The organism is Martinezella sp. CNPSo 3890 (assembly GCF_057784455.1).
Map to the genome: position 1 here is coordinate 594,961 of NZ_JBXSOR010000002.1, position 26,719 is coordinate 621,679.

Below are 26,719 nucleotides of genomic sequence, written 5' to 3' on the forward strand. Positions count from 1 at the left end.
AACTTGAAATTATTGGCTGATGAACTGGCGGAAGCGCTCGGAACGTGAACCGGCAAAGACATCCTGCGGCTTGCCGTCTTCCTCGACGACGCCCTTGTGCAGGAAGATGACGCGGCTCGAGACATCGCGCGCAAAGCCCATCTCATGCGTAACGACGAGCATGGTGCGTCCCTCCTCGGCGAGCGCGCGCATGACCCTCAGGACCTCGCCCACGAGCTCGGGGTCGAGCGCCGATGTCGGTTCATCGAACAGCATGACCTTCGGATGCATGGCGAGGGCGCGCGCGATGGCCGCGCGCTGTTGCTGGCCCCCCGAAAGATGAGCCGGGTAGAAATTGCGCTTGTCGGCGATGCCGACCTTGGCGAGCAGCGCTTCCGCTTCCTCGATGCATTCGGCGCGCGAACGGCCCTGGACGTGGACGGGCGCCTCGATCACGTTCTCGAGCACCGTCTTGTGGGACCAGAGATTGAAGCTCTGGAACACCATGCCGAGTTGGGAACGGATGCGATCGACCTGCCTTCCATCGGCTGGACGATGGGCGCCGCGGGCTGTGCGCTGCATGCGGATCGTTTCGCCCGCCACGGTCACCTCACCGGAATCGGGCGTCTCCAGCAAATTGATGCATCGCAGGAATGTCGATTTTCCGGAGCCTGAAGAACCGAGAATCGAGACGACGTCGCCTTCCAGCGCATCGAGCGAGATACCCTTGAGCACCTCGATCGGTCCAAAGCTCTTGTGCATGTCGCGCACGCTGAGTGCGATTGGCGTGGCAGTCATCGCGGATCTCCTACGGGGGCCGCCCCGGCGGCGGTATCGTGCGTCACCGGCACGGGCGGGCGCAGATGCGGGCTCAGCCGATACTCGGCAAACTGGATGAGGCGTGTCAGCACGAAGTTGATCACCAGGTAGATGGCACCTGAAACGACGAAGACCTCGATAGCGCGGTAGGTCTCCGAAATGATCTTCGCCGCGACGCCCGTGACTTCCATCAGCGTGATGATCGAGGCAAGCGATGTCGCCTTCACCATCGAGATCATCTCGTTGCCGTAGCCCGGCAGCGCCTGGCGGATGGCAAGCGGCAGGATGATGCGCCGGAACATCATGAGGCGATGCATGCCGCAGGCGCGCGCAGCCTCCACCTGCCCATGCGGCACCGAGAGCAGACCGCCGCGGATGATTTCGCTGGCGTAGGCCGCGGTATTTAGTGTCAGCGCCAGGACGGCGCACCAATAGGGATCGCGCAGAAATGGCCAGAAAATGCTGTGACGGATGACGGGGAACTGGCCAAGACCGTAGTAGATCAGGAAGATCTGGACGAGCAACGGCGTGCCGCGAAAGACGAAAACGTAGAGCCGGGCAAACCAGTCGAGGACGGTGACGCCCGATAGGCGAGCAAGCGCCAGAAGCAATGCGAGGATGGCGCCGAGGCAGATCGACGTCACCGCGAGTTCGATCGTCAACGGGATCGCCGCGACAAGGCTCACGAAAGTCTCTTCAAGGAATTGCCAATCCATCAGCGTTTCCTCACACCGCGCGACAGATGGCGCTCTGCTTGCTGGATGATCAGGCTGGATAGGGTCGAGATCATCAGATAGATCACCCCTGCGATCAGGTAGAAATCGAACGGCAGTCCCGTGGAGCCCGCGCCGACCTGCGCCTGACGCAGCAATTCGGCGACGCCAGTGATCGAGACCAGCGCCGACTCCTTGAGAACAACCTGCCAGACGTTACCGAGCCCCGGCAGCGCATGACGCAAGGTCAGCGGCGCGATAATCCGGCGCAGGCGCAGCCAGCGCGGCATTCCGCAGGCGATGGCGGCCTCGATCTCACCGGGATGCACGGCCTTGAACCCGCCGCGCAGCACCTCCGTGAACTGCGCACCGGACGTGACGCCGACGGCCAGGGAACCGGCGAGGAAACCCGGAAAACCGAGGAAGCCCTCCGCTCCGAACATCTTACCGATGGCCGTGACGACCGCGCTGCCGCCGAAGTAAAAGAGATAGATGACCAGCAGATCGGGGATGCCGCGAAGAACCGTCGTATAGGCATCCGCCGTGGCGCGTGCAATCCGGTTGCCGGCGATCTTGCCCCACGCGCCGAGCGTTCCGATGCAGGCGCCGACTGCATAGCCGGAAATCGCGACAAGAATGGTCATCCAGGCGCCGGCCAGGAGAGCATGACCCCAGCCATCCGGACCGAAGCCAGCAAGCTCGAATAGGGTTGGCTGGTTCATCCGCTTGACCTGAAAGAATGGATGTGCGCAGGGGAAGTCATGGTCTTAGCCTCGGCCGGGAACGGTGGATGCGGGACGCGCTCAATTGGCCTCGAAGGTCGGCGTCAGGTCGATCTTGCTCCATTTTTCCGAGAGCTGCTTGATCGTGCCATCCTTGGCCGCTTGCTTGATGGCATCGTCGAATTTCGCCTTCAGATCGGTCTCGCCCTTGCGCATGCCGAGAGCGACCTCCGTTGCCAACATCGCACCCTTCACCAGGGGGCCGGACATCATCAGATCGTCGTTGCCGGGTTTGGCGAGTACGGAGGTTTCATAGACGCCGCTGTCGAAGCCGGCATCGATGCGGCCTGCCTTGAGATCAAGATCGCGCTCTCCGGAGCTCTTATAGGCACGCACCGTCACATCGGATCCGAAATAGGAATTGATCAGCTGCTCCTGGCTGGTCGACTGGACGACACCGACCGTCTTGCCCTTCAAGGCCTTGCCGATCTCCGCCATCACCGGATCCGCTTTCGCCTTGTCGTTGAGATTGAGCCGCTCACCCGTCATCGGGAGAGGTGAAACCGATCCATCCTTCACGAGCAGGAAGCTTGCGACACCGCTCGCATAGGGTACGGTGAAATCGACCACCTGTTTGCGCTTATCGTTGATGCCGAGCGTCATCACCAGATCGAATTTGCCGGCATTCAGGCTTGGGATCATCGCGTTCCATTCGCCGGTGATCAACTCGCAATCGACCTTGGCGCGCTTGCAGAGATCGTTGATGAGATCGACGTCGAAGCCGGCAAGCTTGCCGCTTGAATCCATCAGGTTCCACGGCGGGAACGCGCCTTCGATGCCGACCTTCACCTGCGTCCAGTCTTTGGCGCCGGCGGTCAGCGGAGCAAGGGAGGCAATCATGCCGAATACGGCGGCAAGCATTTTTCTGTTTTTCATCTTCGTTCCCCTTTTCGGCCGCCTAAGCGGCCTTTTGTCAGATCCGGTATTCTCGGCGTCAGTTCTCCAGAGCCGCTCGCAGGGCGGCATTGGCCTCCCGCAGCGCGTAAGCGATGCGATTTCTCGTCTGACGCGCGTGAACGACGTAGAAAGCGGTATCCTGCGCGCCCTCATCCAGTCTCGCCAGCGAGCGCAGCCCTTCCAGAGAGGGCCAGGCGACGTGCGGCAGCGCGGAATCAGGATGGAAGCGTTCGCCGCTCGTATAGTTCAGCGGCACCAGATGCCGCCCGGCATGCATCAGCGAGGCATCGATCCGCGCCGCTCGTTCCGGCTCGGGATCCCTCACCTGCAGAAGCGAATTTGCGTTGACGCGCAAGTCTTCTATGGCCCGGGACAAGCCGGAGATATCGAGACGGCCGGCAAGCGCTGCCTGCAATTGCCCAATCTGCTCGTCGAGGGAGGCGGCATATTGAGTGTAATCCAGCGGCAAGACGGGCAAAGTCAGCAGCCGCCAGAGAACTTCGAGAACAATCGCCGTGTCCCGGCAAAGATTGTCCGGATCGATATGTTCGGCGGTGTCGTGCGGCGTATGCCACCACCATCCAAGCGCCGTCAGCATCTTGACGGGTCCCGGCGGCTGATGGCTGAGGCTGCCGAACATCGAGGGAATACCGATGCCCCAGAAGGACTGATCCGCGGCGCGGCCATGACGCCTGCCGGCGTGTTTCTGTCCGGTCACACGCTCGATCACATCCGCAGCCAAGGGCCTGAGTTCGTCGATCACACCGGAATTGGTGAGGACGGTAGCACCCTCGCCGCCGGTGGAATCGACATTGACATGGACGGCGCAGCGGCGATCGAGTTCGTCGAAATACTCGTCGGCGTACCAAGCTGAGCCGGAGTAGCGGCCATGGGAATGACCGGACCAGAAGCATATGCGCAAGCCCCTGCGCCATTCCGAGGCACGAAGCGCGAGCAGGCGCGCCGCCTCGAGCATCGTCGCATTGGCGCCGCCATTGTCCATGACCCCGAAATGCCAGGTGTCATGATGGCCGGAAAACAGGACGAAAGGTCCATCGTCGCCTTTCGGTTGAAGCTCGGCAACAAGCAACGGCGTCTTGCGCCAACCCGTGTCCACCTCCGCGCAAAGCGTTGCAGTCACCGCCTCTCCGCGCGCAAGCCTTTCACGCAGGCGGCCGCCATCATCCTTAGCGATCGAGCAGATGACGGTCGTCGGCAGCCTGTCGCGCGTGTGTTGCGACGGGCTGCCCCAGACCGGGGAGACGCACATCTCATAGAGATGCTCGTTCGGACTGATGTGAAGTTCGCCGAGCGCGCCGAAAGCACTCGCAAGCGCGGCCACTTCTTCGGTCGCGATACCATCGACCAGGACGATCTTGCCGGCGATATCCTTGCCGGCGAAATCGGCTTCGGTTCCCTCGCCGACATGGATGAGATTGCCGGTTACTCCCGCGGCTGGTGTCGAGATCGACATGGAATGCGTGATGCAACGAAGGTTCTCGCCATCGATCTCAACCGTGGCGGCACGTGGCAAGCTGATGAAGGCATCGTGCGACAGAAGCCGCGTGCGATAGCCAAAGCCGTCCATCTCAGCCTGGAGATAGCGGAAGCTTTCCAGCTCTTCGGCCGTGCCCGAAAGCTTTACTCGGCGCGCGAATTCGCCGATATGCGCCATCAAGCGCGCGCGATCGGGCTTCAGACCGGCCTCAGCCATTGGCCTTCTCCGGCAGCGGCGGCTCGACATCGTCCGGGATCGGGTTGACGAAGGGCGTACCTTCGAGGCGTGCTTTGTGATCTTCCTTGGCGGCCGCGATGAGCGCGGGATTGCGGATGAGTTCGACGGCCGTGCTCGCCATCACCTTGGCGGCATGTTCGGTGCCCTTGTGAGCGACAGGCAGCTTGCCCTGCGCGACGAGCTGCCAGGAGTGGCCGGGCGTGCCGATCGCATAGGTGGCGCCGCGCATCTGCACGGTCGGGACGACCCAGCTGACCGTTCCGACATCGGTCGAGCCGACCAGGGTGCCATCGCCGGCGTTCAACGGAAAGATTTCCTCACAGAGCGCCTGGCCCTTCTTCGGCTTCAATGCAAATCGGCCGTAGGAAGCGGCAATATCCTCCGCGCTGAAGGTCTGCTGAAACTTCAGCGCGGTCTCGCGATCCGCGTCGTCAAACACGGGCGGCCCGAGCCGATTCAGCTGCGCGAACATGCATTCCTCGAGCGGTGTATTGCCAACAAGATTGGCGTCGCCGCTGATGATCTCGCTGCGAACCGTCGTCTCTGTCATCAAGGCGGCACCCTCGGCCACCTTCTTGACCCGGGCGACCAGCGAAAGGAGTTCCGGCAGGGTCCGCGCCCGCACGAGATAACGCACGGTGGCGCGCGCCTGCACGACATTGGGGGCCGCGCCGCCGGTATCGGTGACGGCATAGTGGATGCGCGCCGTCGACGGCATGTGTTCGCGCATGTAGTTGACACCGACATTCATCAGCTCGACCGCATCCAGCGCGCTGCGGCCAAGATGAGGCGTGGCAGAAGCGTGCGAGGCACGGCCGGAAAAATGGAAATTGATCTCGTTGCAGGCGAGCGAAATGGGATTGTTGACGCCGGCGAAGGCCGCCGGATGCCAGGAGATCGCGATATCGACATCATCGAAAACGCCAGCACGAACCATGAAGCCCTTGGAGGATCCACCCTCCTCGGCCGGGCAACCGTAATAGCGCACCCTGCCCTTCAGGCCGTTTTCTGCGAGGAAATCCTTGACCGCGGCCGCCGCGAGCATCGAGCCGGCGCCCAGCATGTTATGGCCGCAGCCATGGCCATTGCCGCCATCGACCAGAGGCCGCTCTTCCGCGACACCGGCTTCCTGGCTCAATCCGGGCAGCGCATCGAACTCGCCGAGGATCGCGATGACCGGACCATCCTCGCCCGCTTCGCCCATGACAGCCGTCGGCAGGCCGGCGATGCCGCGCTCGACACGAAACCCCTGACGCCCAAGCATCGCGGCATGTTCTTCGGCGGATCTGTATTCCAGGTAGTTCGTTTCAGGAATGTCCCAGATCCGATCGCTGAGCGCGAAGAATTCCGCGCTTTTCCTTTCGACAATGTCCCAGACCGCATCGGAATTTTGCATGGACTTGCCATCCGCCTCATATAATGGATACTAAATTGGTACCAATTTATGTGCCAATAAGAGCGGATGCGCAAGAGATGAGCATGAATATTTTTTCGGCAGCCATAGCGCGCGCCGTGTTGAAAAATGTGGACCTATGATAGTCATCGCCAACTTGGGAAGGTCTGGGAGAGCTGCATGAACTCGCTGGAAGCTGAAGCGGCGGCGCCGTCGCACGGAGGAGAGGCGCCCGACGTGACCGAGCTCATTCTCCAGGACATCCTCGCAGGCAGGCTCCCACCGGGAACATGGCTGAAGCAGATCGATCTCGAGCGTCGGTACAGCTGTACGAGGCCGCAGGTGCGGCGGGCGCTCGACCGCCTCGTGCAGAAGCGACTTGTCGAGCACATTCCCAATCGCGGCTATCACGTGCACGAGCAGGACGGGCGCCGCGCCCAGGAAGTAAGCGATATCCGCGTGATCCTCGAAGTGGCGATCAGCGATCGCATCGTCGCCAATGCCGGCGATGCGGATATTGCCAATTTGCGCGCGCTGGCTTCGCGCTTCGATGATCTGGTGCTCAATGGCACCATGCTCGAGCTTTACGAAGCCAATCTCGCTTTTCACCGCTACCTGCTGGTACTTGCAGGAAATCAGGAGCTTGTCGAACTCATCACCGAAATCCGGCAACGCACCTCATCGGCACCGGTCTCGCAATGGCGAACCCGAGCCCGCATCGAGCAGTCCGGCCGCGAGCACCAGCAGATGATCGACGCAATAGAGAAGCGCGACGTCGATATGCTCAAGGAACTGACCCGCAGGCATATTTTGCAGACATGATTAATATCGACCACAGCCTGGGGCATGCCCTGCGAGGCTATCGGCCGGGGCCGCGACCCCATTTCACATCGCGGGCCTATCCGCGCCTGGATCTGTCCCAGATCATTCGGACCGTCTTGCCGTGAACGCAATGATGGCGGCCGCCAGAAACAGAACACCGCTATAGGCGAATGGGCTCCACCACCCGACGCCGTCGAACAGCAGCCCGCCTGTGAAGGCACCGGCGGTGATCGCCGCCTGGATCAGCGCCACCAGCAGCCCGCCGCCGGCCTCGAGTTTGTCTGGGATGGCCCGGGTCATCCATGTGTTCCAGGCAACAGGAATGGGCGTGGCGAAGAACCCGAACAGGCAGAGGAGCGCGGCGACCGCAATACCCGAAGGTGCGAGCGGGATCAGCAGCAGAGCGATCGCGGCGAGCGCCGCGGGGAATCCGGCGAGGACGGCATCCAGATGCGCTCGCAGCAGGAAGCCGATCAAGGACGTGCCTAGCAGGCCGAACACGCCGATGCCGAGGAGCACGACCGACAGCTCGTTCACATCAAGCCTCGTCACATCTCCAAGGAGCGGTCGAAGATAGGTCGATAGCGCGAATTGGCCCATGAAGAAGAAGGACATGGCGGCCATGCTGATTGCCAAGACGCGGTTTCGCAGCAACCCGAGCGGACCGCCCCCGTCATTCTTCGAACCGCCGGGTATTCGCGGCAAGGCGAAGATTTGCCAGACGAAGGCGATGATGCCGACCGGAACGACGATGAAGAAGGCACCGCGCCAGCCTATCAATCCGCCGAGGAAGCTTCCCAACGGCTGAGCGATGACCGTGGCCAAAGCAGTACCGCCCTGCAGCATGGCGAGGGCCTTTGGAATGTCCTGTTCGGCAGCGATGCGCGCGACGATAGAGGTGGACAGCGACCAGAAACCGCCGATCGCGATGCCGATCAGCGCGCGGCCGAGCATGAAGACGAGATAGTTGGGCGCGAATGTGATCGCCAGACCCGAGAGCACCATCACGATCGTATAGGACAGGACCACCGTTCGCCGATCCAGCCGCCACAGCACCGTGTTGCTGAACAGGCTGGTGACGACCGCGAAAAATCCGGAAACGGAAATCGCCTGCCCCGCCTGCCCCGCGGTAATGCCAAGCTCCTCTGCGATCGGGGTTAGCAGGCTGACGGGAAGAAACTCGGAAGCGACGAGGGTAAAGGTCATCAGCGTCATGCAGATGATCGCGGCCCATGGGCTGGCCGCACGCTCGACGGCGCGGTCATAGGTGGTTTCCATAACAATTGTCCAAAGTTGCCTGAACGCGCTGTTCAGCGGAAAGTCTTGATGGTGGCAGGGGCGCTCGTCGCGGCGATGAATTGCCTTTTCTTCATGGCCTGCTCCTCACATCCCGAGCAGTGCCCTGATGGCCCGGCACTCATCCATGGCCTTGTAACCATGCGCGACATCGGCAAGCGGAACCGCCAGATCGAAGACCTTTCCGGGATTGATGAAGGATTGTCGCGAGCATGGCCCGGTCTCCCGTCGGGGCGCGTTGCGCCTGTCCGTTTCGCATTCGGGAGAATACATAGCATCGCTCGATAAATCGGATTAGATGGGGTAATTTGCATGAACCTATCGAAAATTGATATTAATTCGGCCCGCGATTATGGGATAGGACAAGCTCATGCCACGGGAAAATTTCAACGAACTGCTGGTGTTCCTGGCCGTCGCCGAGGAACGGAGCTTCACGAAAGCGGCCGCAAAGCTGGGCACATCCCAATCGACGCTCAGTCATGCGGTGAAGAAACTTGAAGAACGTCTTGGCATGCGCCTGCTGGCGCGCACGACGAGAAGCGTTGGACTGACGGAGGCGGGCGAACGGCTCCAACAGTCCCTGTCGCCTCGCATCGCCGAGATCGAAGCGGACATCGAAGCCTTGACCGTCTATCGGGAACGCCCGGCAGGAACCGTCAGGATCACGCTTTCCAACCACGCCATGGAAAGTGTCGTGTGGCCGAAATTGTCGTCCATCCTTGCCGATTACCCTGATATCAAGCTTGAACTCAGCGTCGATGGCAGCTTCCGCAACATCGTCGAGGACGGGTTCGATGCCGGCGTCAGGCTTGGCGAAAGCCTCGAGAAGGACATGATCGCGGTACGCATCGGCCCCGACTGGAGGCTGGTGGCGGTCGGCTCGCCAGAGTACTTTAGAACCCGATCAGCACCGCTGACCCCACAGGAACTGATGCGTCACAACTGCATTCGTCGACGCCTCGGCCGCATCGGCGGTCTCTATGCCTGGGAGTTCGAGAAGGACGGAGAGGAGATCCGGGTCAGGGTCGAGGGCCAGCTCACGTTTAATACCGATCGCGAGATGATATCGGCCGCTCTCGACGGACACGGAATTGCCTACGTTCCGGAAAGCTATGTCGAGCACCATCTGGAGGCGGGGCGACTTCAACTTGTCCTCGACGACTGGTGTCCGAAATTCGCGGGCTACTACCTCTATTATCCCAGCCGCCGACAGAATCTTCGCGCATTCTCCGTCGTCATCGATGCCCTTCGCGAAAGAGGCTGAAGTCAAACACCAACGATCCGACCAAGGCGCTGTTATCGGTGCCGGAGGGCGGTCAGGCCAATCGAGAAGCCGCAGCGGACTTGGGAGGCGGCTCGGATGCTGCTCAGCCCGCTAAAATCAATCAGCCGCAGCGGCAGCAATTCCTGTGATTGATCCGAGCTTTAGGGCGGGATCAGATTGGGATAGGTTGTAGCCTGCCGGATGCATCCTGAGATCCGGACAGCTTGCGCGACGGTGGAATCGTTCGGCTGTTCATTCCGCTGCCTCGTCGATTTCCATGTAGCGCGCCAATGCCAAGGCCGCATTCAGCATATGTTCGCGCATGACTAGGGCCGCTTCCGTCGCATCGCCCCGGATCATGGCGCGCAGGATCGCCTCGTGCTCAAGGAATGAAGCCGTCAATCGCTTCGGTTGCCGCAGCTGAGTCCTGCGGAATGGCAGCAGTCTTGCCCGCAGCCTCATCAATTCATCAAACAGAAACTCGTTATGCGCACCGCGATATAGCGTTTCGTGGAAGGACAAATTGAGCTTGTCATACTGTTCAAAGTCGTCTGCCTTCGCCGCGAGTTCGGAACGCTCATGAATTTCGGTCAGAACCGCGCGCTCCACGCCCGTTATCCGATGGGTCGCCAGACGGACGCACATGCATTCCATCTCGGCGGTTACTTCGAACATCTCCATCAGCCGCGGCAAGGTCAGCGGCAGGACGGTTGCGCCTCGCCGCGGACGAATCTCGACGAGCCCGATCGCCTCCAACTGACGTAAAGCATCCCTTACCGGCGTGCGGGAAGCGCCGAAGCGGCTGCTGAGCGTTGCCTCGTCCAGGCTTGTGCCGGGCCTTATAGCGCCGGAGGAAATCTCATCCATCAGCACCAGTTTAATGCGCTGACCGATCGATCCAGCTTCGTCAAATTCCGTCATGTCAAACCTTGTTTCCGATTTGGCGGGCAACCATTCAGTTTTACATCATCCAATTCGACAGATAGCAATCGATATGAAGCATGGTGCCGCATTCGGCCCGTTTTGCCTGCTGGCGAGGAGGCCATCGACGACGGCTGGATCGGCAAGCATCGGGGTATAGCCGGGCGCCCAAATCGTACCGGCGATCCCGTGCAGGATGCGGCATCTAAAAGCCTTTTTCTGCACCGGTTCGACCGGCTTTCCCCATTTTGTTTCAGCCCCCTGCAATCGCCCTGACGGCGAGATAAAGGATCGAAGGCGCTACAAGGCAGCCCAGCCCCGTGTGAAACGTCGCCGTCAGTGCGCCATAGGGGACGAGACGGCGATCGGTCGCCGCCAGGCCGCCGGACACGCCGCTGACGGTTCCCATCAGGCCGCCGAACACCATAGCGCTGCGGGGATTGTCGAGACCGATCGCCTTGGCCACGATCGGTGTTCCGACCATGACAAGGACCGCCTTGAAAACACCGGTCGCAATCGACAGCGCGATCACGGCCGAGCTTGCGCCCAGAGCGGCACCCGTCACAGGTCCCACGATGTAGGTAACGGCACCGGCGCCGATCGTCGTTATGGATACCGCATCCGTATAGCCGAAAGCGACGGCGAGCAACGAGCCGACAATGAACGGAAGAACCGTGCCGAGGCCAAGGGCAAGCGCACCGACAGCGCCAGCCTTGCGTGCTTGGCCGACATCGACCTCGAAGGCCGTGGCGACGATGGCGAAATCGCGCAGCATGGCTCCGCCCATGAGGCCGATGCCACTCAGGATTGGAATATCCACCACCCCTTTCTCGCCTCCGGTCCACAAACCAGCCGCGAAGGCGGCGGCGAGCCCCAGAACGATCGCGATGGCCGAGCCGTGGACACGGCCGAACAGGACATGTTTCGAAATGGCGTTCGACAGCCACATGACCAATCCGACGATGGCGAATGCGGTAAGCAGGCTGTTGGCGGTCAAGCCGTGTTTCAAGATCTCCATGGCGGCCTCCCTCAGACCGGATTGCTGGAGGTGGCAAGCTCACCCCTGGCCCTCGCTTCGATTTCGTCCATCGTTTCGCCTCTCTCGCCGATGCGACTCATCAGGGCGACGGTCGCGAAACAAACGAAAACCGTCACGATACCGGCGATCAGCACCAGCGGACCGCTGCGCGCGGCCACCAACACGTTTTGCTGCGCCGCCATGGCGACGACGATCGGGATGTAGAGAGCGCCCCAGAACTCGACACCGAGTTTGAGCGGCAGCGTCAACAAGCCCCGCCTACTCAGCCAAAGCCGCGTGGCGATAAGCAGGATCATGGCAATGCCGACACCGCCGACATTCGCCTTCACGCCCAGCGCTACCCCCAAGAGATCACCGAGGATGCTTCCCAAGAGGGTGCAAAGGGCAAGCATCGCGACACCAGAGATCATCATGAGCGATCCTCCCCGCATGCGCTTCGATAGAAATACGAGTTCACCATTTTTCCCCTCCAATGCATACGGATAGACCGCGCGACGATTTTAAAATACACTTTGTTGCAGTTTTCGCAATTGTGTGTACATTATATTTCCAGAAACACGCTCTTGCGCATACATAGGGCTATCAAATGCTTGATTGGAATACGAAAGGTCGCGACAGGCTAGCGCGTCTCGAGGCCGGCCAGCGTTTCTCTGCCGGCAAGCTCGTCGACCCGCAGCAGCTCGTCGCTTTCCTGGAAGCGATCCTGAAGCCTGGAGATCGCGTCTGCCTCGAAGGTGACAACCAGAAGCAGGCGGACCTTTTGGCCAAGGCGCTGTCTAAGGTCGATGTCGCCAAGATACACGACCTGCATATGGTACAGTCGGGTGTGGTCCTGCCGGAGCATCTCGACATTTTCGAAAGCGGCATCGCCCGAAGGCTCGATTTTTCCTATTCCGGCCCGCAGTCGGCTCGCATCGCGCGCATGATGTTCGGCGGCCAGATCGAACTGGGTGCGGTCCATACCTATCTGGAACTCTTCGCCCGCTATTTTATTGATCTGACGCCAAAGGTGGCGCTCATCGCCGCCGTCAGCGCGGACAGAGAGGGAAATCTCTATACCGGGCCAAATACGGAAGACACGCCAACGGTGGTGGAGGCGACGAGCTTCGGCAAGGGGCTGGTCGTCGCGCAGGTGGGCGAGATCGTCGACCGCGTGCCGCGCGTCGACATTCCCGCCGACCAGGTTCATTTCGTCGTAGATGCCAAGCGACCCTTCTATGTGGAGCCGCTGTTCACGCGCGATCCGGCGGCGATTACCGAAACGCAAATCCTGACCGCCATGCTGGCGATCAAGGGGCTCTATATGCCCTATGGCGTGCGCCGCCTGAACCATGGCATCGGCTTCAATACGGCGGCCATCGAGCTGCTGCTGCCGACTTACGGTGAGCGGCTGGGATTGAAGGGCAAGGTCTGCACGCATTGGGCACTGAACCCTCATCCCACCTTGATCCCCGCCATCGAAGCCGGATGGGTGGAGCAGATCCATTCCTTCGGCTCCGAAGTGGGTATGGAAGACTATATGCGGACTCGCCCCGACATTTTTTTCACCGGGCCTGACGGCTCGCTACGTTCCAACCGCGCCTTTTGCCAGACCGCCGGACTCTATGCCTGCGACATGTTCATCGGCTCGACCTTGCAGATCGACCTTGCCGGCAACAGTTCGACCGTGACCGGCAGCAGGGTCGCGGGTTTCGGCGGCGCCCCCAATATGGGATCGGACGCACGGGGCCGGCGCCATCCGAGCGAGGCCTGGCTGCGCGCCGGCCGGGAAGCCGATCCCTCCGCTGCCACCCCTGCCCTGCGCCGGGGCCGCAAACTGGTCGTCCAGATCGGCGAAACCTTCGGCGATGGCATGGTGCCGATGTTCGTCGAGCGTCTGGCCGCCCTGGATCTGGCCGACAAGCTACAGCTCGATCTGGCTCCCGTGATGGTTTACGGTGACGACGTGACCCATATCGTGACCGAAGAGGGGATCGCCAATCTGCTGTTGTGTCGCGACAGGGACGAGCGGGAACAGGCGGTCCGCGGCGTGGCCGGTTACACCGAAGTCGGTCGCGCCCGAGACCGCAAGATGGTGGAGCACTTACGTCAGCGCAAAGTCATCCAGCGTCCCGAAGACCTTGGAATTGATCCCCTGGATGCCGATCGCAGTCTGCTGGCCGCGCATTCCATCAAGGATCTGATGCTCGCCTCTGGCGGCCTCTACAGGCCGCCTTCCCGGTTCCGCAATTGGTAGGCCATCCCTATGGAAAATCTGCTTTACGAATTGAAATCGACGCAGACTGGCGGGACCCGCGCCCTCGCCCTGGTGGGCGTCGTCGCGTCGGGCAACCTCGAAGTATTGCTTGAACGGCGAGAGGCGCCGGACCTTTGCGTCATCGAGATCGCGACGCCGGCCCATGGTTTCGCCGAGCTGTGGGCAGCGGTTACCGAAGATTTTGCGGCACGCTCCGCCGCCGGCGGCCTGCGCATCACGATCAATGACGGCGGCGCCCGGCCGGATATGGTGGCGCTGCGCCTCGCCCAGGGTGTGCGGCTGATGGAGAAGCCAGAATGACCGATCCTCGCACGCCGCGCCGAAGCTGGTATGAAGACTCCGCCCGTGGCCGGCTGCTGCATCTGCTCGATGCCGGCAGCTTCACCGAATTCCTAGGCCCGGAACGGCGGGAGACGAGCCCTCACCTCTCACTCTTCGATTTGCCCGGGCAGTTCGACGATGGCATCATCGTCGGAGCCGGCCGCATTGACGGTCGCCCGGTACTGGTAGCCGCCCAGGAAGGGCGCTTCATGGGCGGTGCCATCGGCGAGGTGCACGGCGCCAAGCTGACAGGCCTGCTGCATGCCTCGGCTAAGATGCGGCGGGATATCGTCATTCTCTTCGACACGGGCGGCGTGCGCCTCCAAGAAGCCAACGCCGGTGAATTGGCGATCTCCGAGATCATGCGCGCCGTGCTGGAGGCACGGTCCGAGGGCGCGCGCGTCATCGGTCTTCTTGGCGGCCGGGCGGGCTGCTATGGCGGCGGCAGCCTGATTGCCGGCTGCTGCTCGGCACTCGTCATCTCCGAGCAGGGTCGTCTATCCGTGTCCGGGCCGGAGGTCATCGAGACGAACAAGGGCGTGGAAGAATTCGACTCGCGCGATCGGGCGCTCGTTTGGCGAACCATGGGCGGCAAGCATCGCTACCTGATCGGCGGGGCCGATGTCTTCGTCGAGGACGATATCGCCGCCTTCCGCGCCGGCGCGATTGCCGCGCTGCAACGGCCAGCCACTTTAGACCCGACGGTACTGCAAGCGGAACAGACGCGGCTCGAACATCGATTGCGCCATTTCGGCAATGCCCATGATGCTACCGAGATATGGGCGCGGCTGCAGATCGACGACCCCGAGCAAATACCGGAGCGGGACATCGGGACTTTCCTCACCACGGCCAATATCCATCGGGAGAGCGCCGATGCAGCTCGCTGACATCCTGTCCTCACTCTTTCCCGCCGGCCATGAGATGACGCTGGCGGATGGGCTTGTTACCGGCTGGGGCCGGTTGGACCGACAAAACCGGATCGACCTGATCGGCATTGCCGACAAGACCTATCCGGGCGTCGATGAAGCGATAGCGCTGGCCGGGCATATCCTGTCAGTCGCCCGGCGGCCGGACAGTTCACCCCTGTTATTCCTGGTCGACTCCGGCAGTCAACGCATGAGCCGGCGTGACGAACTGCTGGGTCTCAGCGAGGCGCTGGCGCATTTGGCAAAGGCGCTGTGGCAGGCTGAGCATGCGGGACACCGCACGATCGGCCTTCTCTATGGTGGCAGCGCTGCCGGCGCCTTCATTGCCACGGCACTGGCTTGCGGATCGCTGGCAGCCCTGCCCACCGCCTGGCCCGAAGTCATGGACCTGCCATCCATGGCCCGGGTGACCAAGCTGCCGCTTGCCACGCTGAAAGAAAAGGCCGACACAACCCCCGTCTTCGCGCCCGGCCTCGATAATCTTCTCGCAACCGGCGCCATAGCGGAAGTATGGGATCCGGCGTCCTCTTTGAACGCCCAGCTCGCCGCGCTTCTCGCCAAGCCCATTTCGCTCGATCCGCGCGCGCAATGGGGCGCGGATCGCGGCGGTCGGCCGAAGGCCGCCATGATCGCGGCCGAAGTAGAACGGCTGGCTTTGCTCCATGGTTGATGTCGCCGCCCTCCGCCGTCACAATCTTGTTTATGTGCGCTCCGAAGCATGGCTGGGCTTGCTGCAGGGACAAGTCCAGGACGAAATGGAGCCCGATCTGCTGGCATGGGCGGAACTGAGACGACCAGCAATCTTCCGTCGTCGGACCTGCGGCGACGCGGCGGATATCGTACCCTTGGGGCTGCCCCTTCCTCCAGGCATGGGGCGCAAACGGCTCGCTCTCGCATGCCCGCCAGCTGCCGTGATGCGGACGGCACCTCCTCCTCTATTGAGGGACGCGCTGCCCGCGGCGCCGGCGCAATGGTGTCAGGCCATTGGCGCGCTTCTGGAGTCAGCCCCCTCTTGTCGCTGTTTCGGAAGTCTGGCTTGGCAATACCTGACCGGCCTTTCCTATCTGGCCGATACTTCCGATCTCGATCTTCTGGTCGAGTGTCGCTCGGACGCAGATGCAAGGCGAGTGACGGCTTTACTGACCGATGTTGCCGAACACGCGCCCATGCGGATCGACGCGGAATTGATCACGCCCTACGGCACGGCCGTTCAGTGGCGGGAATGGCTGTCGGAAAACCCGGAACTCCTGGTTAAATCCCATACTGGATCGGCCCTTATTGCGCGGGAGGCGCTCTTCGCATGACGTTTCCATTGCTGGCCGAACCATGTCCCGTCGCCGTCAAGCATCGCGATCCCGAGCTGATTGGACGGCATGCCGCCCAAGCGCTCGTCCTGGAGGTGGAAACCTGGCCCAAGCCCGGATTGGTCAGCCACATCGACAACGGCGCTCACGCCGACATGGACGCGGATCTTCTGCGCCTGAGCGCTCGGACGCTGGAGCCGTTCTTCGTCGCGCTTGCGGAGGCGGGCGCGATGAACGCCGGCATGGATCGCCTGCGGCAAATCGGCATTGAGGCGGAAAAGGCAATGCGGGATGCGACCGGCGGAGTAAACACCCATCGCGGCGCCATCTTCGGCCTTGGCCTTCTGGCGGCGGCGGCCGGCCTGGCGGCGAACCGCGCCTGGCAGGCGCCGCTCGGCACCCTTGTCGCACAGCGTTGGGGACGTGACATCCTTAACCATGCGCCGGAGCACGACACTCACGGCAGCGTGGTGGCGCGACGCTACCAGGTCGGCGGCGCGCGGGCCGAGGCTGCCGCCGGCATGCCATCCGTCTACGATGTCGCCCGCCCCGCGCTTGCCGAAGGGCGGCGCCTGGCCATGGGTAACGAGGAAGCCGCGAGGGTTCATGCCTGCATGGCCCTGATCGCGGTAGTCGACGACAGCAATCTGCTTTATCGTGCCGGCCCGGAAGGGTTGAATTTCGCGCGTGACAAGACCAGCGCCTTCCTGGCGGACGGCGGGGTCGGACGCGCGAGTTGGCGATGGGATGCCAAGGCCGTTCACGAGGCGTTCGTGGCGCGCAACCTCAGCCCGGGCGGTTGCGCCGATCTCCTTGCGATGGCATTGTTTACCGAGGTGTTGGAATCGTGACCCTCGCGCTGCTGTGTTCGGGCCAAGGCCACCAGAGCCGGGAAATGTTCCGGCTGCTGGCAGCGGAACCCGACGCGCAGCTCATCTTCGAGGCCGCGGCTGCGGTGCTTGGGGCGCATCCAACGGACTTTTGCCGGACCGCACCCGAAGCCGCGTTGCATGCGAACCGCGAAGGTCAGATCCTGTGCGTGATACGTGCGCTTGCGATTGCTCGCGTCCTTTTTCCGGCCGGAGCGCCAAGCGAAACAATGGTGGCTGGCTACAGCGTCGGTGAAATGGCGGCGTGGGGGGTGGCTGGGATCTGGTCACCCATGGACACTTTGAGGCTGGTCGATCAGCGGGCGCGGGAAATGGACGCCGCCGGCGGCCCGGACGACGGACTTGGCTATGTGCGTGGTTTGCCAATGGCGGCGGTGCAGGAGCTTGCCGATCGTTTCGGCTGCGCAATCGCCATCGTGAACCCCGATCTCCTGTTCATCCTCGGCGGCGCCAGACAATCGATCGATGCGTTATGCGCCGCCGCGTTGGAAGAAGGCGCGGCACGCGCCGCGCCGATGCCAGTGCATGTCGCCTCCCATACACCGCGGCTCGCCGGTGCGGTGGCACCGTTTGATAAAGCCCTTGCCTCGGTAGCCATGAGCCGTCCGGCGCTGCGCCTCATGACCGCCACCACTGCCACGCTTGTCGTCGATCCGCAACGCGCCCGCGGAGGGCTCGCGCGGCAATTGGCCGAAAGGATCGATTGGGCAGGCGTGATCGAAGCCATGGCCGAACGTGGCGTCACGACGATCCTCGAACTGGGGCCGGGTCGAGCCCTGGCGGAGATGGCAGCTCTTGCGCTACCCGGAAGAAGAGTGCGTGCGGTCGACGAGTTTCATAGCCTCACAGGGATCAAAGCCTGGCTGGCTGCGGACTGAAACCAAGGTCTTCCCGCTACCGACTTGTATTACCTGTCCTCGGATGCCGCGATGCAACCGATCCTGAGGCCGGTGGCGGCGAGCAATGGCGAATGAGCTTACTCCAGCCGCCGGCCGGTCGCCGCGTCGAAAAGATGCAGCCTTCCAAGATCAGGTATCAACGAAAGACGGCCGCCAGCCTGCGTGGCCACCCGCTCGCGCAGCGCTATGACGAGATCGTCGGACCCGATACGGCAAACAATCAGGGTCTCCGCTCCGGTCGGCTCCACCACCACGACTTCCGCATCGATGCCGCCCTCGCCCATGGCAATGTTTTCGGGCCGCATGCCGTAGACAACCTCCGCGCCACGCTTGACGTCGAGCCCTGCGGGCAATGGAAGGCGCGCTCCGCCATCGGCGAGGAATTCCAGCGGGCCAGCGCTGCTGATCTTGCCGCGAATGAGATTCATCCCCGGGGAGCCGATGAAGCCAGCAACGAACAGGTTGGCGGGTCGGTCGTACAGTTCCAGAGGCGAGCCGATCTGCTCGACATAGCCGTCGCGCATGACGACGATCCGGTCCGCCATCGTCATGGCTTCGATCTGGTCATGGGTGACGTAGATCGTGGTCGTGCGTAAACGTTGGTGCAGTTGCTTGATTTCCGAGCGCATCTGCACGCGCAGCTTGGCGTCCAGGTTGGACAGCGGTTCGTCGAAGAGAAATACCTGTGGCTGACGCACGATCGCGCGGCCCATGGCAACGCGTTGGCGCTGACCGCCGGACAGATTGCGCGGATAGCGCTCGAGCAGGTTTTCCAAGCCGAGGATCTGCGCCGCATCGCGCACGCGCTGCCGGATCTCTTCCTTCGGCGCCTTGGCCAGCCGAAGCGAAAAGCCCATGTTCGCCGCGACGGTCATATGCGGATAAAGCGCGTAGGATTGGAACACCATGGCGATGTCGCGGCTCTTGGCTTCGACATCGTTGACCACCCGACCGCCGATCGCGACCTCACCGCCGCTGATCTCCTCCAGTCCGGCGATCATGCGAAGAAGTGTCGATTTTCCGCAGCCCGAAGGGCCGACGAGAATGACGAATTCGCCATCCTCGATATCGATATCCACTCCATGCAGAACTTCGAAGTGACCGTAGCTCTTGCGGACACTCGTCACGCTGACCGATGCCATTATGATCTCCAGTTAGAAAAGCGTGTGTCTGATCGCCAACGCCTTTGCCGACCACCATGGCCGGAAAGCGCGCTGGGGCGACCTATGCGATCGTGGCCGTGGAATAGGGTTCCAGGGCCGCATCGATAGCCGCGATGCAGAGATCGCGCGCCCGAGGCGGAACCCTCCTTGCGACCACCGCCGGATAGACCCGGCCGAGATACTGGCTGATGAGTGTTTCCGGAATATCGCCTTCGAAGCGCGCGAACAGGGTCTCGACTGCCGCGGCCGCCTTCTCGTTCGGCCAATAGTAGCGGATGCGATCGCTATAGCTGAAATGGCGCTGCAGGCGCTGTTCCTCGGTCGAGCCGCCATAATGGGAATTCCAGTGACCTGGATTTTCGAGCATGAGGGCCTCCATTGTCGGATAGATCGCATCAGGCGGAGCCCTTCCGGCGAGAACCGATGCGATGGCATCGAGGCCATAGAGCGCCTCCCGCAACGCAAAGGTCAGGCCCGGGCCGACCTTGAGGATCGCAAAACCGCCCTGCACGAGGGCGGCGAGCGCGTCCCGGGGCTGATAGTCCGTGGAATGCGCCTCAAAGAGCAAGCCGGGCATTTGGTCGAGAGCGCCAATCAAGCCATCCGCGCGATCGGGTCTGTAAAGGACGACATTGGCATTGCCGAACTCGACGCCGGGCTGGACGACGATGGCGATCACCCGCTCCAGGGCGCTTTCGACACCGGCCTTGGCGAAGGCGGCACGATGCACCGCCAGCGTGTTTATCGCCGCCTCTGCTCGCGTCACCTCAAGCTCGTCGAGGGCGTGGGTGGTGCCGCCCGGCGGCGGGACCTCGGTTCCGATAATATAGACCGGTGGTCGGAGGCCGGAGCGACGAGCGGCCTCTTCCGCCACGCGGGCGAGCCGCGCGGCACGCTCCGCCGTCAGTTCGTCGGCCAAGGCGACGGGCTCGCCCGCGCAGCCCATCGAGGTATCGAGATGGATCTTTTCGAAGCCCGCCTCGATATAGGTGGCAATCATCGCTTCGGCCTTCGCCATTGCTTCCTCCGCGGGAAGCTTCCTCCACGGGTTCGGCCCAAGATGGTCGCCGCCCAGGATGAGGCGATCGATGGGAAGGCCGACCGCGACGGCGATTTCCTCGACGAAACGGCGGAAATCGCGGGGTGTCATCCCGGTATAGCCGCCGTCCTGATTGACCTGATTGCAGGTCGCTTCGATCAGCGCGACCGCCCCTTCCGAAGCCGCACGCTTGAGCGCCGCCTCGATAACGAGCGGATGCGCGGAGCAAACGGAGGTGATGCCGTGCGGCAGTGTCTTGACGCGATCGCCGAGAAGCTTCTTCAGCGCGATGCCGCGATTGTGCTCGAAGGAGGCGTTCATCCGAGCATCACAACCTTGGTCAGATGACGGGGCGATACCGTATCGACACCCTTCGACTGTGCTGCCCTTTCTCCAAGGATCTGCAGAGCCGGCAGCACGTAGAGGCTCACGAGTGCCGGATCGCAATCGACAGTCAGTTCCAGATCGCCTGGACCGCCAAAGCCGATGACAGTCGCTCCCTTTTGCCGCAACTCCTCGATCAGCAGGGCTTCCGCGACCTTCTGATCGGCGCTGTAAAGCATGACAACAGCGGTATTTTCATCGACGAGGCTGATCGGTCCATGGCGGTATTCGAGCGGATGGAAGCCCTGGGTGACGATCTGGCTCATTTCCATCAGCTTCAGCGCCCCCTCCAAGGCAATGCCGTAGAGCGATCCGCTGCCGAGGAAGACGAAATGCGAGCGACCTTTGATGATCTTCGGAAGAGCCGCATCAAGCTGATCAGCCAGGCGGCGTGCCGATTGGGCGATCGATGGCGGGATCTCCATGCCGACCATCTGCATGCCCAGAAGCAGCATCAGGCTCGCCGAAACCGTCATGACGATGCCCTCATCGCCGTGGGTCGCCGCTTCGATCAGCCGGTCGCAGTTCTTGGCAAGCGAGCTTTCGGGCTCGACCGTTATGGCGGTGACGAAAACGCCGGCCTTGCGGCTTGCCTTGGCGGCGGCAACGGTTTCCGTCGTTTCGCCGCTGCGCGAAAGGGCCACCAGATGGGCCTTCCGCCAGCGTGGCCAGACGGCGGCTGGCCGGTTCAGCCATTCCGCACCCGGTACGGCAATCGCCGGATAGCCGGCAAGATTGGCGTGAGCCGCAAGCGATAAAGCAAGATTGTAGGATGTGCCGCAGCCCAGAAAAACCGTCAGTTCGGCATCATGCGGGGCGGAGACCGGTCCGATCGCCTTTTCCCAATAAGGGAATTGTTCGAAGATCACCTTTTCCGTCGTATTCATATCAGCTCCGATTTACTTGACCGATCCTGCCAGCAGACCGCTGACGAGGTATCGATTGAGAAAGATGACGACCAGGGCGGGAATGATGATGGCGATCGATCCGCTTGCCGTGATCAGCCCATAGTCGATGAAGTTCTTGGTGACGAATTCCGGGATCAGCACCGTCAGGGGCTTCGTCGCCTGCGGCGAGAAGATGAGCGGGACGAGATACTGCCCCCATGCGCCAAGAAAGGTTAGGATGGCTGCCGCCGTCAGGCCCGGACCGGCAAGCGGCAGGACGATGTTGAAGAAGATGTAGAGCCTGCCCGCGCCATCGAGCTGTGCCGCCTCCTCAAGCGCGATCGGCAATGCCTCGAAGACGCTGCGCAAGAGCCAGAGCGACAGGGGCAGGTAAGCCGAGACATAGATCAGCGCCACGCCCACATAGGTATCGACCAGATGCAGGCCGATCATGATCCGATAAAGCGGAATGAGCACCGCATAACCGGGGATTGCGAGCGTCGCGACGACGGCGGCAAACAGAAAACCCCGGCCGGGAAACCGGATCCGCGTGAAGGCATAGGCGCCGAGGGCCGATATCGCCACGCAAAGAAGCGTCGCGGCCACCGAGGTGACGATGCTGTTGATCAGTGCCGCGCGAAACTGCGACCAGACCTGAACTCCGCCGATCCTGGCAATATCGATGCCGAAGAGGCGCGAGAAATGGTCCAGCGTGAAATGCTGCGGAAAGAAATGGATCGGTCTAGCCGAAAAGTCCTCGGTCGGAGTGATGGAGCTTGCAAGCGTCCAGTAGATCGGCCCGAGCGACCAGATCAGGAGAACCGCGACACCGGCCCAGATCAGCAAACGATAGGAAAGGCTCTGTTTCATCAATCAAACCTGGTGTTGCGATAGACCCGCAGGACATAGACGAGCGAAACCAGCAGCGAGACCAACGTGATCACGAGAGACAAGGCCATGCCGTAAGAGAAACGCAGGTTCTGGAAGGTCTCGAGATAGATCTGGACGAGAACCGGTCGCGTCTCGAGGCTGGAACCCGCCAAGACCCAGGCCTCATCGAAGAGGTTGAATGCATTGACGGTCGCGTTGGTCATGGCAACGGCAATGGCGCTGCGCACCAGCGGAAGCGTGACCAAGGCGAACATCTGCGTGCGCGTGGCACCATCGATGCGCGCGGCCTCATAGAGATGAGCGGGAATGCTCTGCATGGCGGCCAGCACGATGACGACGGTGAGGGGCATCATGCGCCAGACGTGAACCACCGTGACGGCGATGATGGCGCTGGTGCGATCGTTGAACCAGACGTGGTTTTCAAATGGCAACCCCACGGCCGATAGAATGCCATTCAGCAATCCCGCGCCGGGCTGATAGATCCAGAGCCAGATCACCGCGTTGACGACACCGGGCAACGCCCAGGGCAGGACGACAGCCGCGAGCAGCCATTGCCGTCCAACCTTGACCTGATTGATGAGAGCGGCAGCCAGCACGCCGAACACCGTTTCAGCGATGACCGCAAGCACGACATAGAGAAATGTGTTGATCCATGTCGTACCAAGCGCCGCGTCGGAGAACATGCGGGTGTAGTTCTCCAGCCCGACGAAAGGTGTTCCCGCCTGCATCGGATTGACCCTGTGCAGGCTGTCCCACACCGTTCTTCCGATCGGGTAGAAAACAAGGGCCGCCATCGTGATCAGGATCGGCGAGACAAGCAGGATACCCAGCATGGTGTCGGCCTTGACGCCGGCACCACGCTTGCTCCTGCCATCGGCGGAGACTGCGATTGTCATTGCGCCGATGCCTGCTTTGCCGCTTCGGCGATGTTCTGCATGGCCTGATCGACGGTGACCTGGCCCTTCGCCGCGCTATTGATGGCCGTATTTACCGCGCTGGAGAATTCCGGATACCAAGGAGGCGTACCCTGCGGGAACAGCGGCTCGACGGTCTTCGATTGCGCGACCAGCGTATCGCCACTCAGCAGCTGGCCGGCGGCGTTGAGCTCGGACAATGCCGAGGTGCGGGTCGGCAATGCGCCATTGGCCGCGTTCTTCTTCTGGAAGTCCTTGCTGGTGAACCATTTGACGAAGGCGATGGCGGCGTCCCTATTTTGTGAAACGCGGGGAATCGCGAGTGCTTCGGGAAGGCCGAAGCTGCGGGTCTCGCCGCTTGCGGTCGGCACCAGGATCGCCTCGATCTGACCGGCCACTTTCGACTGCTTGGGATCGTTCATCTGACCGATCCTGCCCGGCTCGCCCGAGATCATGATGCTCGTGACGCCCTGGGCAAACATGCTCTCATTGATCTGGCTGTCCTTGAGGCCGGTCGACGCCGGATCGACGAGCCCCTCCTTCAGCAGCATCAGCTCGAAGGCGAGTGCCTTGTAGCCGGCCGAATCCTTGGAGACGAAAAGCGGCTTGAAATCCTTGTCGAACAGTTCGCCGCCGAAGGCTTTCGTCAGCAGATACCAGCTGGTCGACGCGCCTTCGGTCGCCGAAAGCGGCAGGCCGATCGGATAGGTCGCGATCTTCTTTTCCTTGATCTGCTTGGCGGCGGCGACAAGCTCGTCGAGTGTCCTCGGCATTGTCGTGATGCCCGCGTCGGCGAAATGCTTCTTGTTGATCAGCATGACGCGGAAGTCGTTGGTATAGGGCACGCCGAGCAGATTGCCGTTGACCGTGAAGATCTTGGAGACACCGATATCCTTGACCGTATCGGCGTCGATCACGTCGTTGAGCGGCAGATACCAGTCCGCGGCGCTGAACTGGCCGGTCCATGACCAATCGAATTCGGTGACATCGGCCGGCGCTGTTCCCGCGATCAGCGAGGTGACGAGCTTGGGGCGGATATCGTCCCACGAGAGTGTCTGCATATTGACGTGAATGCCGGTCTCGGCTTCGAAGTCGCCGGGAATGTTGGGCGCCTGCGGCGAAGGCATCAGCACTGTGATCGATTGACCGGCAAGCGGTTTCGCATCCTGAGCGAGAGCCGGAACGGCGGCAACGAGCGCCGCCAGAGCGACGAATGGCAAAGTAAATTTACGCATGTTCCCTTCTTTCCTTGTTATTGAGGTCTGCTTCACCTGAATGCACCGCCGCGGTCTTTACCGTTGCGGCGATTTGCGTGATCCAGCCGTCATCCACCGGCCAGTCGAGGAGTCGGGCGGCCACCAGGAGGGCGCCGCCGATGGGAGGAAGCTTCGGGCTCACGGCCGGGCGACCGATGCGCCGCTCGAGCGCGGTTAGCAGGGCGCGGCTTGCAAATGTTCCGCCGGCATGGGTCCAGTCTGCCGACGGATCGCAATGCGGCGCTATGGCGTCGACATGCTTTACCAGTTCGGATGCGGCCTGTTCGATCAGTCGTTTGGCTGCTGCGTCACCAGCGCGCGCAACGCGATCGACGAGAACTGAGAGGGCAGCGATCTCGGCGCGAGGGTTTTCGAGTTCGCTCACCCATCCTCCCAGCGCATTGACCGGGTCGATGCTGTCGAGGCTCAGGAATTCGAACATGGCCTTCGCCAGCGTGGTCGGACCTGCCCGCCCGTCGAGACTCTGACTGACGAGGCTGAGAGCTGCCCGCCCGATCCAATAGCTGCTGCCCTCGTCGCCGATGACATCGCCCCATCCGCCGACGCGCGCAGATGCGCCAGCACTGTTACGTGCCCAGGCCATGGAACCCGTTCCGGACAGGATCAGAATACCAGGCTTTCCGGCGAAGGCGCCGATATGAGCCGCGTCGACATCGTTGAGAATATGCCGCTTGGCCTTGGGGAAGCTGGTCTCGATCGCCTCGCGCTGCCGTTCCGACAGGTGGGCGACCTCACCATAGGCCGGCAGCGCGGCGGCGACGGCGGCCGGCTGCTCCCGCTCCAGGAAGGGGCGCAGGGCAAGATCCAGTTCGCGCCGCCAATTCGGATTGTCCATCGGATTGACGCCGCCGCTCCGCGTCATCTGGAGTACGTTGCCGGCTCTATCAGCGAGCGCGACCAGCACCTTGCTGCCGCCGCCATCGATGCCGAGGATCAGCTCGTCGCTCATTCCGGCGCTCCGAGGTCCGCGATTGTCATCTCGACGCCGAGGTTGACGAGTTCGCCGCGCCAATGGGCGGAAAGACCCGCATCGGTTATCACCTTGGCGGCACTCAGGGGAGCGACCTTATAGGTCGCCATCGTGCCGAATTTGGAGGAATCGGCGAGCACGAAACGGTGCGCCGAGCGGCTGAGCATGCATTTATTGAGGCTCGCTTCGGCGCTGTCGACACTATAGATCGCGCCATCCGGGCTGATGGCGCTCGCGCCGAGAAAGAGCTGATCGAACCAGATGCTCTCAAGCATCGCTTCGGCCTGCGGCCCGACGAGCGAAGCATTTTCGCTGCGAAGCTGGCCACCGAGCAAGACGACGTCCAGATTGGGAATATTAAGGAATTCCTGCGCCACCGTCAGGCCATTGGTGAAGATGCGAAGTGGGATCGGGTTGAGGCGGATAAGACGCGCGAGCTGCAAGACGGTGGTTCCGGCGTCGAGAAAGATCGCCGTGCGCGGGCTCAGCAAATCGTAGGCAGCTGTTGCAATTGCACGTTTGGCCGACAAATGCCGCTTGGCGCGCTCCTGAAAGGCAAGCTCCACCGAGGAGCCCTCGGCGATGCGAGCGCCGCCATGCACCCGGTCGATGGCGCCTTCCCGTTCGAGGACCTGCAGGTCCCTGCGCACCGTTGCCAGGGACGCGCCGATGGCGTCCGCGAGCGCCTGGATGGTCGAAAATCCGTTCGCATAGAGATGACTGCGAATAGCATCGAGACGATCGACTTTCACCCCACCAGCCTGGCTCAACGAAGGTTCCTCTTTCGCAATTGCTTCTATTTCGCTCAAACTTCCACCCAATAAGATCAATGTCAATCAGAATTTTGATCTTTTTTGATTTAATCCTGTGATCACCTCAGACCAAAAAATGCAAACGCGCGGCCTCCTCTATTGAGGAGACCGCGCTTGGGAATTAC

27 protein-coding genes and 1 pseudogene are annotated in these 26,719 nt (G+C 61.9%); 9 read left to right on the forward strand and 19 right to left on the reverse strand.

The features are described 5' to 3' along the window. Positions 1-9: 9 nt before the first annotated feature. The 6 genes from AC13RC_RS08915 to AC13RC_RS08940 form a co-directional block, all read right to left on the reverse strand. The gene (locus AC13RC_RS08915; RefSeq protein WP_113353350.1) at positions 10-777 is read right to left on the reverse strand and encodes an ABC transporter ATP-binding protein; all 768 of its coding nucleotides are present in this window, start codon (positions 775-777) and stop codon (positions 10-12) included. Continuing rightward, positions 774-1,514: an ABC transporter permease gene (locus tag AC13RC_RS08920; protein ID WP_113420714.1), complete on the reverse strand. Its 741-nt coding sequence runs from the start codon at positions 1,512-1,514 to the stop codon at positions 774-776. Before AC13RC_RS08920 ends, AC13RC_RS08915 begins: the two co-directional genes overlap by 4 nt. Continuing rightward, positions 1,514-2,233 carry an ABC transporter permease gene (locus AC13RC_RS08925; RefSeq protein ID WP_112721666.1) on the reverse strand — a complete coding sequence of 240 codons (720 nt, stop codon included), beginning with the start codon at positions 2,231-2,233 and terminating at the stop codon, positions 1,514-1,516. The genes AC13RC_RS08920 and AC13RC_RS08925 overlap by 1 nt, the downstream gene beginning before the upstream one ends. 81 nt (positions 2,234-2,314) lie before the next feature. Further along, complete coding sequence (locus AC13RC_RS08930; protein ID WP_488556953.1) at positions 2,315-3,169, reverse strand: transporter substrate-binding domain-containing protein; 855 nt, start codon at positions 3,167-3,169, stop codon at positions 2,315-2,317. 58 nt (positions 3,170-3,227) lie between these two features. After that, the gene (locus AC13RC_RS08935; protein WP_488556954.1) at positions 3,228-4,904 is read right to left on the reverse strand and encodes a M28 family peptidase; all 1,677 of its coding nucleotides are present in this window, start codon (positions 4,902-4,904) and stop codon (positions 3,228-3,230) included. Beyond that, positions 4,897-6,321 carry a M20 family metallopeptidase gene (locus AC13RC_RS08940; RefSeq protein WP_113331780.1) on the reverse strand — a complete coding sequence of 475 codons (1,425 nt, stop codon included), beginning with the start codon at positions 6,319-6,321 and terminating at the stop codon, positions 4,897-4,899. The genes AC13RC_RS08935 and AC13RC_RS08940 overlap by 8 nt, the downstream gene beginning before the upstream one ends. A gap of 177 nt (positions 6,322-6,498) precedes the next feature. On the opposite strand from AC13RC_RS08940, the gene AC13RC_RS08945 reads away from it, so the two are divergent. Continuing rightward, entirely contained in the window at positions 6,499-7,140 is a 642-nt protein-coding gene (locus tag AC13RC_RS08945) for a GntR family transcriptional regulator (RefSeq protein ID WP_113331779.1), read from the forward strand. A gap of 102 nt (positions 7,141-7,242) precedes the next feature. Here AC13RC_RS08945 and AC13RC_RS08950 read toward each other — a convergent pair whose 3' ends face one another. Both AC13RC_RS08950 and AC13RC_RS08955 read right to left on the reverse strand, forming a co-directional pair. After that, on the reverse strand, positions 7,243-8,418 hold the full coding sequence (locus AC13RC_RS08950; protein ID WP_113353355.1) for an MFS transporter: 1,176 nt from the start codon (positions 8,416-8,418) through the stop codon (positions 7,243-7,245). Positions 8,419-8,523: 105 nt separating this feature from the next. Further along, a pseudogene (locus tag AC13RC_RS08955) lies at positions 8,524-8,631 on the reverse strand (IMP dehydrogenase); the annotation flags it as partial. 175 nt (positions 8,632-8,806) lie between these two features. Between AC13RC_RS08955 and AC13RC_RS08960 the strand changes: the two are divergent. Then, positions 8,807-9,700 carry a LysR family transcriptional regulator gene (locus AC13RC_RS08960; protein ID WP_145321310.1) on the forward strand — a complete coding sequence of 298 codons (894 nt, stop codon included), beginning with the start codon at positions 8,807-8,809 and terminating at the stop codon, positions 9,698-9,700. A 252-nt stretch (positions 9,701-9,952) separates the two neighbouring features. Here AC13RC_RS08960 and AC13RC_RS08965 read toward each other — a convergent pair whose 3' ends face one another. The 3 genes from AC13RC_RS08965 to madL all read right to left on the reverse strand — a co-directional run bounded on the left by AC13RC_RS08965 (position 9,953) and on the right by madL (position 12,073). After that, positions 9,953-10,621, reverse strand: a complete 669-nt coding sequence (locus AC13RC_RS08965) for a GntR family transcriptional regulator (protein ID WP_069614115.1) — start codon at positions 10,619-10,621, stop codon at positions 9,953-9,955. Positions 10,622-10,874: 253 nt separating this feature from the next. After that, positions 10,875-11,639, reverse strand: a complete 765-nt coding sequence (madM, locus tag AC13RC_RS08970; RefSeq protein ID WP_113353358.1) for a malonate transporter subunit MadM — start codon at positions 11,637-11,639, stop codon at positions 10,875-10,877. A gap of 11 nt (positions 11,640-11,650) precedes the next feature. Then, entirely contained in the window at positions 11,651-12,073 is a 423-nt protein-coding gene (madL, locus tag AC13RC_RS08975; RefSeq protein ID WP_113353359.1) for a malonate transporter subunit MadL, read from the reverse strand. Between the two features lie 173 nt (positions 12,074-12,246). Here madL and mdcA point away from each other — a divergent pair, with 173 nt between their 5' ends. The 7 genes from mdcA to AC13RC_RS09010 are packed head-to-tail and all read left to right on the forward strand — an operon-like array spanning position 12,247 to position 18,236. After that, positions 12,247-13,896 carry a malonate decarboxylase subunit alpha gene (gene mdcA / locus AC13RC_RS08980; protein WP_488556955.1) on the forward strand — a complete coding sequence of 550 codons (1,650 nt, stop codon included), beginning with the start codon at positions 12,247-12,249 and terminating at the stop codon, positions 13,894-13,896. A gap of 9 nt (positions 13,897-13,905) precedes the next feature. Next, entirely contained in the window at positions 13,906-14,217 is a 312-nt protein-coding gene (gene mdcC, locus AC13RC_RS08985) for a malonate decarboxylase acyl carrier protein (RefSeq protein WP_113353361.1), read from the forward strand. Continuing rightward, the gene (locus AC13RC_RS08990) at positions 14,214-15,125 is read left to right on the forward strand and encodes a biotin-independent malonate decarboxylase subunit beta (protein WP_488556956.1); all 912 of its coding nucleotides are present in this window, start codon (positions 14,214-14,216) and stop codon (positions 15,123-15,125) included. The genes mdcC and AC13RC_RS08990 overlap by 4 nt, the downstream gene beginning before the upstream one ends. Next, a complete protein-coding gene (locus AC13RC_RS08995; protein ID WP_113353363.1) occupies positions 15,112-15,834 on the forward strand; it encodes a biotin-independent malonate decarboxylase subunit gamma in 723 nt (240 codons plus the stop codon). Before AC13RC_RS08990 ends, AC13RC_RS08995 begins: the two co-directional genes overlap by 14 nt. Then, positions 15,827-16,468 (forward strand): malonate decarboxylase holo-[acyl-carrier-protein] synthase, encoded by a 642-nt coding sequence (gene mdcG, locus AC13RC_RS09000; RefSeq protein WP_113395143.1) that lies wholly within the window; start codon positions 15,827-15,829, stop codon positions 16,466-16,468. The genes AC13RC_RS08995 and mdcG overlap by 8 nt, the downstream gene beginning before the upstream one ends. After that, the gene (gene mdcB, locus AC13RC_RS09005; protein WP_488556957.1) at positions 16,465-17,319 is read left to right on the forward strand and encodes a triphosphoribosyl-dephospho-CoA synthase MdcB; all 855 of its coding nucleotides are present in this window, start codon (positions 16,465-16,467) and stop codon (positions 17,317-17,319) included. The genes mdcG and mdcB overlap by 4 nt, the downstream gene beginning before the upstream one ends. After that, on the forward strand, positions 17,316-18,236 hold the full coding sequence (locus AC13RC_RS09010) for an ACP S-malonyltransferase (RefSeq protein WP_113353366.1): 921 nt from the start codon (positions 17,316-17,318) through the stop codon (positions 18,234-18,236). Before mdcB ends, AC13RC_RS09010 begins: the two co-directional genes overlap by 4 nt. A gap of 98 nt (positions 18,237-18,334) precedes the next feature. Here AC13RC_RS09010 and AC13RC_RS09015 read toward each other — a convergent pair whose 3' ends face one another. The 8 genes from AC13RC_RS09015 to AC13RC_RS09050 all read right to left on the reverse strand — a co-directional run bounded on the left by AC13RC_RS09015 (position 18,335) and on the right by AC13RC_RS09050 (position 26,552). Continuing rightward, entirely contained in the window at positions 18,335-19,399 is a 1,065-nt protein-coding gene (locus tag AC13RC_RS09015) for an ABC transporter ATP-binding protein (protein WP_113420705.1), read from the reverse strand. Between the two features lie 82 nt (positions 19,400-19,481). Next, on the reverse strand, positions 19,482-20,780 hold the full coding sequence (locus AC13RC_RS09020; protein ID WP_488556958.1) for a D-tagatose-bisphosphate aldolase, class II, non-catalytic subunit: 1,299 nt from the start codon (positions 20,778-20,780) through the stop codon (positions 19,482-19,484). Further along, positions 20,777-21,730: an SIS domain-containing protein gene (locus AC13RC_RS09025; protein WP_145321291.1), complete on the reverse strand. Its 954-nt coding sequence runs from the start codon at positions 21,728-21,730 to the stop codon at positions 20,777-20,779. The genes AC13RC_RS09020 and AC13RC_RS09025 overlap by 4 nt, the downstream gene beginning before the upstream one ends. Positions 21,731-21,742: 12 nt before the next feature. Continuing rightward, positions 21,743-22,600: a carbohydrate ABC transporter permease gene (locus AC13RC_RS09030; protein ID WP_113353370.1), complete on the reverse strand. Its 858-nt coding sequence runs from the start codon at positions 22,598-22,600 to the stop codon at positions 21,743-21,745. Next, a complete protein-coding gene (locus tag AC13RC_RS09035) occupies positions 22,600-23,517 on the reverse strand; it encodes a carbohydrate ABC transporter permease (protein WP_488556959.1) in 918 nt (305 codons plus the stop codon). The genes AC13RC_RS09030 and AC13RC_RS09035 overlap by 1 nt, the downstream gene beginning before the upstream one ends. Next, complete coding sequence (locus AC13RC_RS09040; RefSeq protein WP_152093951.1) at positions 23,514-24,770, reverse strand: ABC transporter substrate-binding protein; 1,257 nt, start codon at positions 24,768-24,770, stop codon at positions 23,514-23,516. The genes AC13RC_RS09035 and AC13RC_RS09040 overlap by 4 nt, the downstream gene beginning before the upstream one ends. Beyond that, positions 24,763-25,761: an N-acetylglucosamine kinase gene (locus AC13RC_RS09045; protein ID WP_368518227.1), complete on the reverse strand. Its 999-nt coding sequence runs from the start codon at positions 25,759-25,761 to the stop codon at positions 24,763-24,765. The genes AC13RC_RS09040 and AC13RC_RS09045 overlap by 8 nt, the downstream gene beginning before the upstream one ends. Next, positions 25,758-26,552: a DeoR/GlpR family DNA-binding transcription regulator gene (locus AC13RC_RS09050; protein WP_113331763.1), complete on the reverse strand. Its 795-nt coding sequence runs from the start codon at positions 26,550-26,552 to the stop codon at positions 25,758-25,760. The genes AC13RC_RS09045 and AC13RC_RS09050 overlap by 4 nt, the downstream gene beginning before the upstream one ends. Positions 26,553-26,719 lie beyond the last annotated feature (167 nt).

Excerpts from the sequence above, each read along its gene's own strand:
- AC13RC_RS09020 (WP_488556958.1), bottom strand. The coding sequence starts at position 20,780 with ATGAACGCCTCCTTCGAGCACAATCGCGGCATCGCGCTGAAGAAGCTT.
- AC13RC_RS08925 (WP_112721666.1), bottom strand. The coding sequence starts at position 2,233 with ATGAACCAGCCAACCCTATTCGAGCTTGCTGGCTTCGGTCCGGATGGC.
- AC13RC_RS09030 (WP_113353370.1), bottom strand. The coding sequence starts at position 22,600 with ATGAAACAGAGCCTTTCCTATCGTTTGCTGATCTGGGCCGGTGTCGCG.
- AC13RC_RS08965 (WP_069614115.1), bottom strand. The coding sequence starts at position 10,621 with ATGACGGAATTTGACGAAGCTGGATCGATCGGTCAGCGCATTAAACTG.
- AC13RC_RS08960 (WP_145321310.1), top strand. The coding sequence starts at position 8,807 with ATGCCACGGGAAAATTTCAACGAACTGCTGGTGTTCCTGGCCGTCGCC.
- AC13RC_RS08940 (WP_113331780.1), bottom strand. The coding sequence starts at position 6,321 with ATGCAAAATTCCGATGCGGTCTGGGACATTGTCGAAAGGAAAAGCGCG.
- madL (WP_113353359.1), bottom strand. The coding sequence starts at position 12,073 with ATGATGATCTCTGGTGTCGCGATGCTTGCCCTTTGCACCCTCTTGGGA.
- AC13RC_RS08935 (WP_488556954.1), bottom strand. The coding sequence starts at position 4,904 with ATGGCTGAGGCCGGTCTGAAGCCCGATCGCGCGCGCTTGATGGCGCAT.
- AC13RC_RS08995 (WP_113353363.1), top strand. The coding sequence starts at position 15,112 with ATGCAGCTCGCTGACATCCTGTCCTCACTCTTTCCCGCCGGCCATGAG.
- mdcB (WP_488556957.1), top strand. The coding sequence starts at position 16,465 with ATGACGTTTCCATTGCTGGCCGAACCATGTCCCGTCGCCGTCAAGCAT.
- AC13RC_RS09045 (WP_368518227.1), bottom strand. The coding sequence starts at position 25,761 with ATGAGCGACGAGCTGATCCTCGGCATCGATGGCGGCGGCAGCAAGGTG.
- AC13RC_RS08915 (WP_113353350.1), bottom strand. The coding sequence starts at position 777 with ATGACTGCCACGCCAATCGCACTCAGCGTGCGCGACATGCACAAGAGC.
- AC13RC_RS08945 (WP_113331779.1), top strand. The coding sequence starts at position 6,499 with ATGAACTCGCTGGAAGCTGAAGCGGCGGCGCCGTCGCACGGAGGAGAG.
- mdcA (WP_488556955.1), top strand. The coding sequence starts at position 12,247 with ATGCTTGATTGGAATACGAAAGGTCGCGACAGGCTAGCGCGTCTCGAG.
- mdcC (WP_113353361.1), top strand. The coding sequence starts at position 13,906 with ATGGAAAATCTGCTTTACGAATTGAAATCGACGCAGACTGGCGGGACC.
- mdcG (WP_113395143.1), top strand. The coding sequence starts at position 15,827 with ATGGTTGATGTCGCCGCCCTCCGCCGTCACAATCTTGTTTATGTGCGC.
- madM (WP_113353358.1), bottom strand. The coding sequence starts at position 11,639 with ATGGAGATCTTGAAACACGGCTTGACCGCCAACAGCCTGCTTACCGCA.
- AC13RC_RS09015 (WP_113420705.1), bottom strand. The coding sequence starts at position 19,399 with ATGGCATCGGTCAGCGTGACGAGTGTCCGCAAGAGCTACGGTCACTTC.
- AC13RC_RS08920 (WP_113420714.1), bottom strand. The coding sequence starts at position 1,514 with ATGGATTGGCAATTCCTTGAAGAGACTTTCGTGAGCCTTGTCGCGGCG.
- AC13RC_RS09035 (WP_488556959.1), bottom strand. The coding sequence starts at position 23,517 with ATGACAATCGCAGTCTCCGCCGATGGCAGGAGCAAGCGTGGTGCCGGC.
- AC13RC_RS08990 (WP_488556956.1), top strand. The coding sequence starts at position 14,214 with ATGACCGATCCTCGCACGCCGCGCCGAAGCTGGTATGAAGACTCCGCC.
- AC13RC_RS08950 (WP_113353355.1), bottom strand. The coding sequence starts at position 8,418 with ATGGAAACCACCTATGACCGCGCCGTCGAGCGTGCGGCCAGCCCATGG.
- AC13RC_RS09025 (WP_145321291.1), bottom strand. The coding sequence starts at position 21,730 with ATGAATACGACGGAAAAGGTGATCTTCGAACAATTCCCTTATTGGGAA.
- AC13RC_RS09040 (WP_152093951.1), bottom strand. The coding sequence starts at position 24,770 with ATGCGTAAATTTACTTTGCCATTCGTCGCTCTGGCGGCGCTCGTTGCC.
- AC13RC_RS08930 (WP_488556953.1), bottom strand. The coding sequence starts at position 3,169 with ATGAAAAACAGAAAAATGCTTGCCGCCGTATTCGGCATGATTGCCTCC.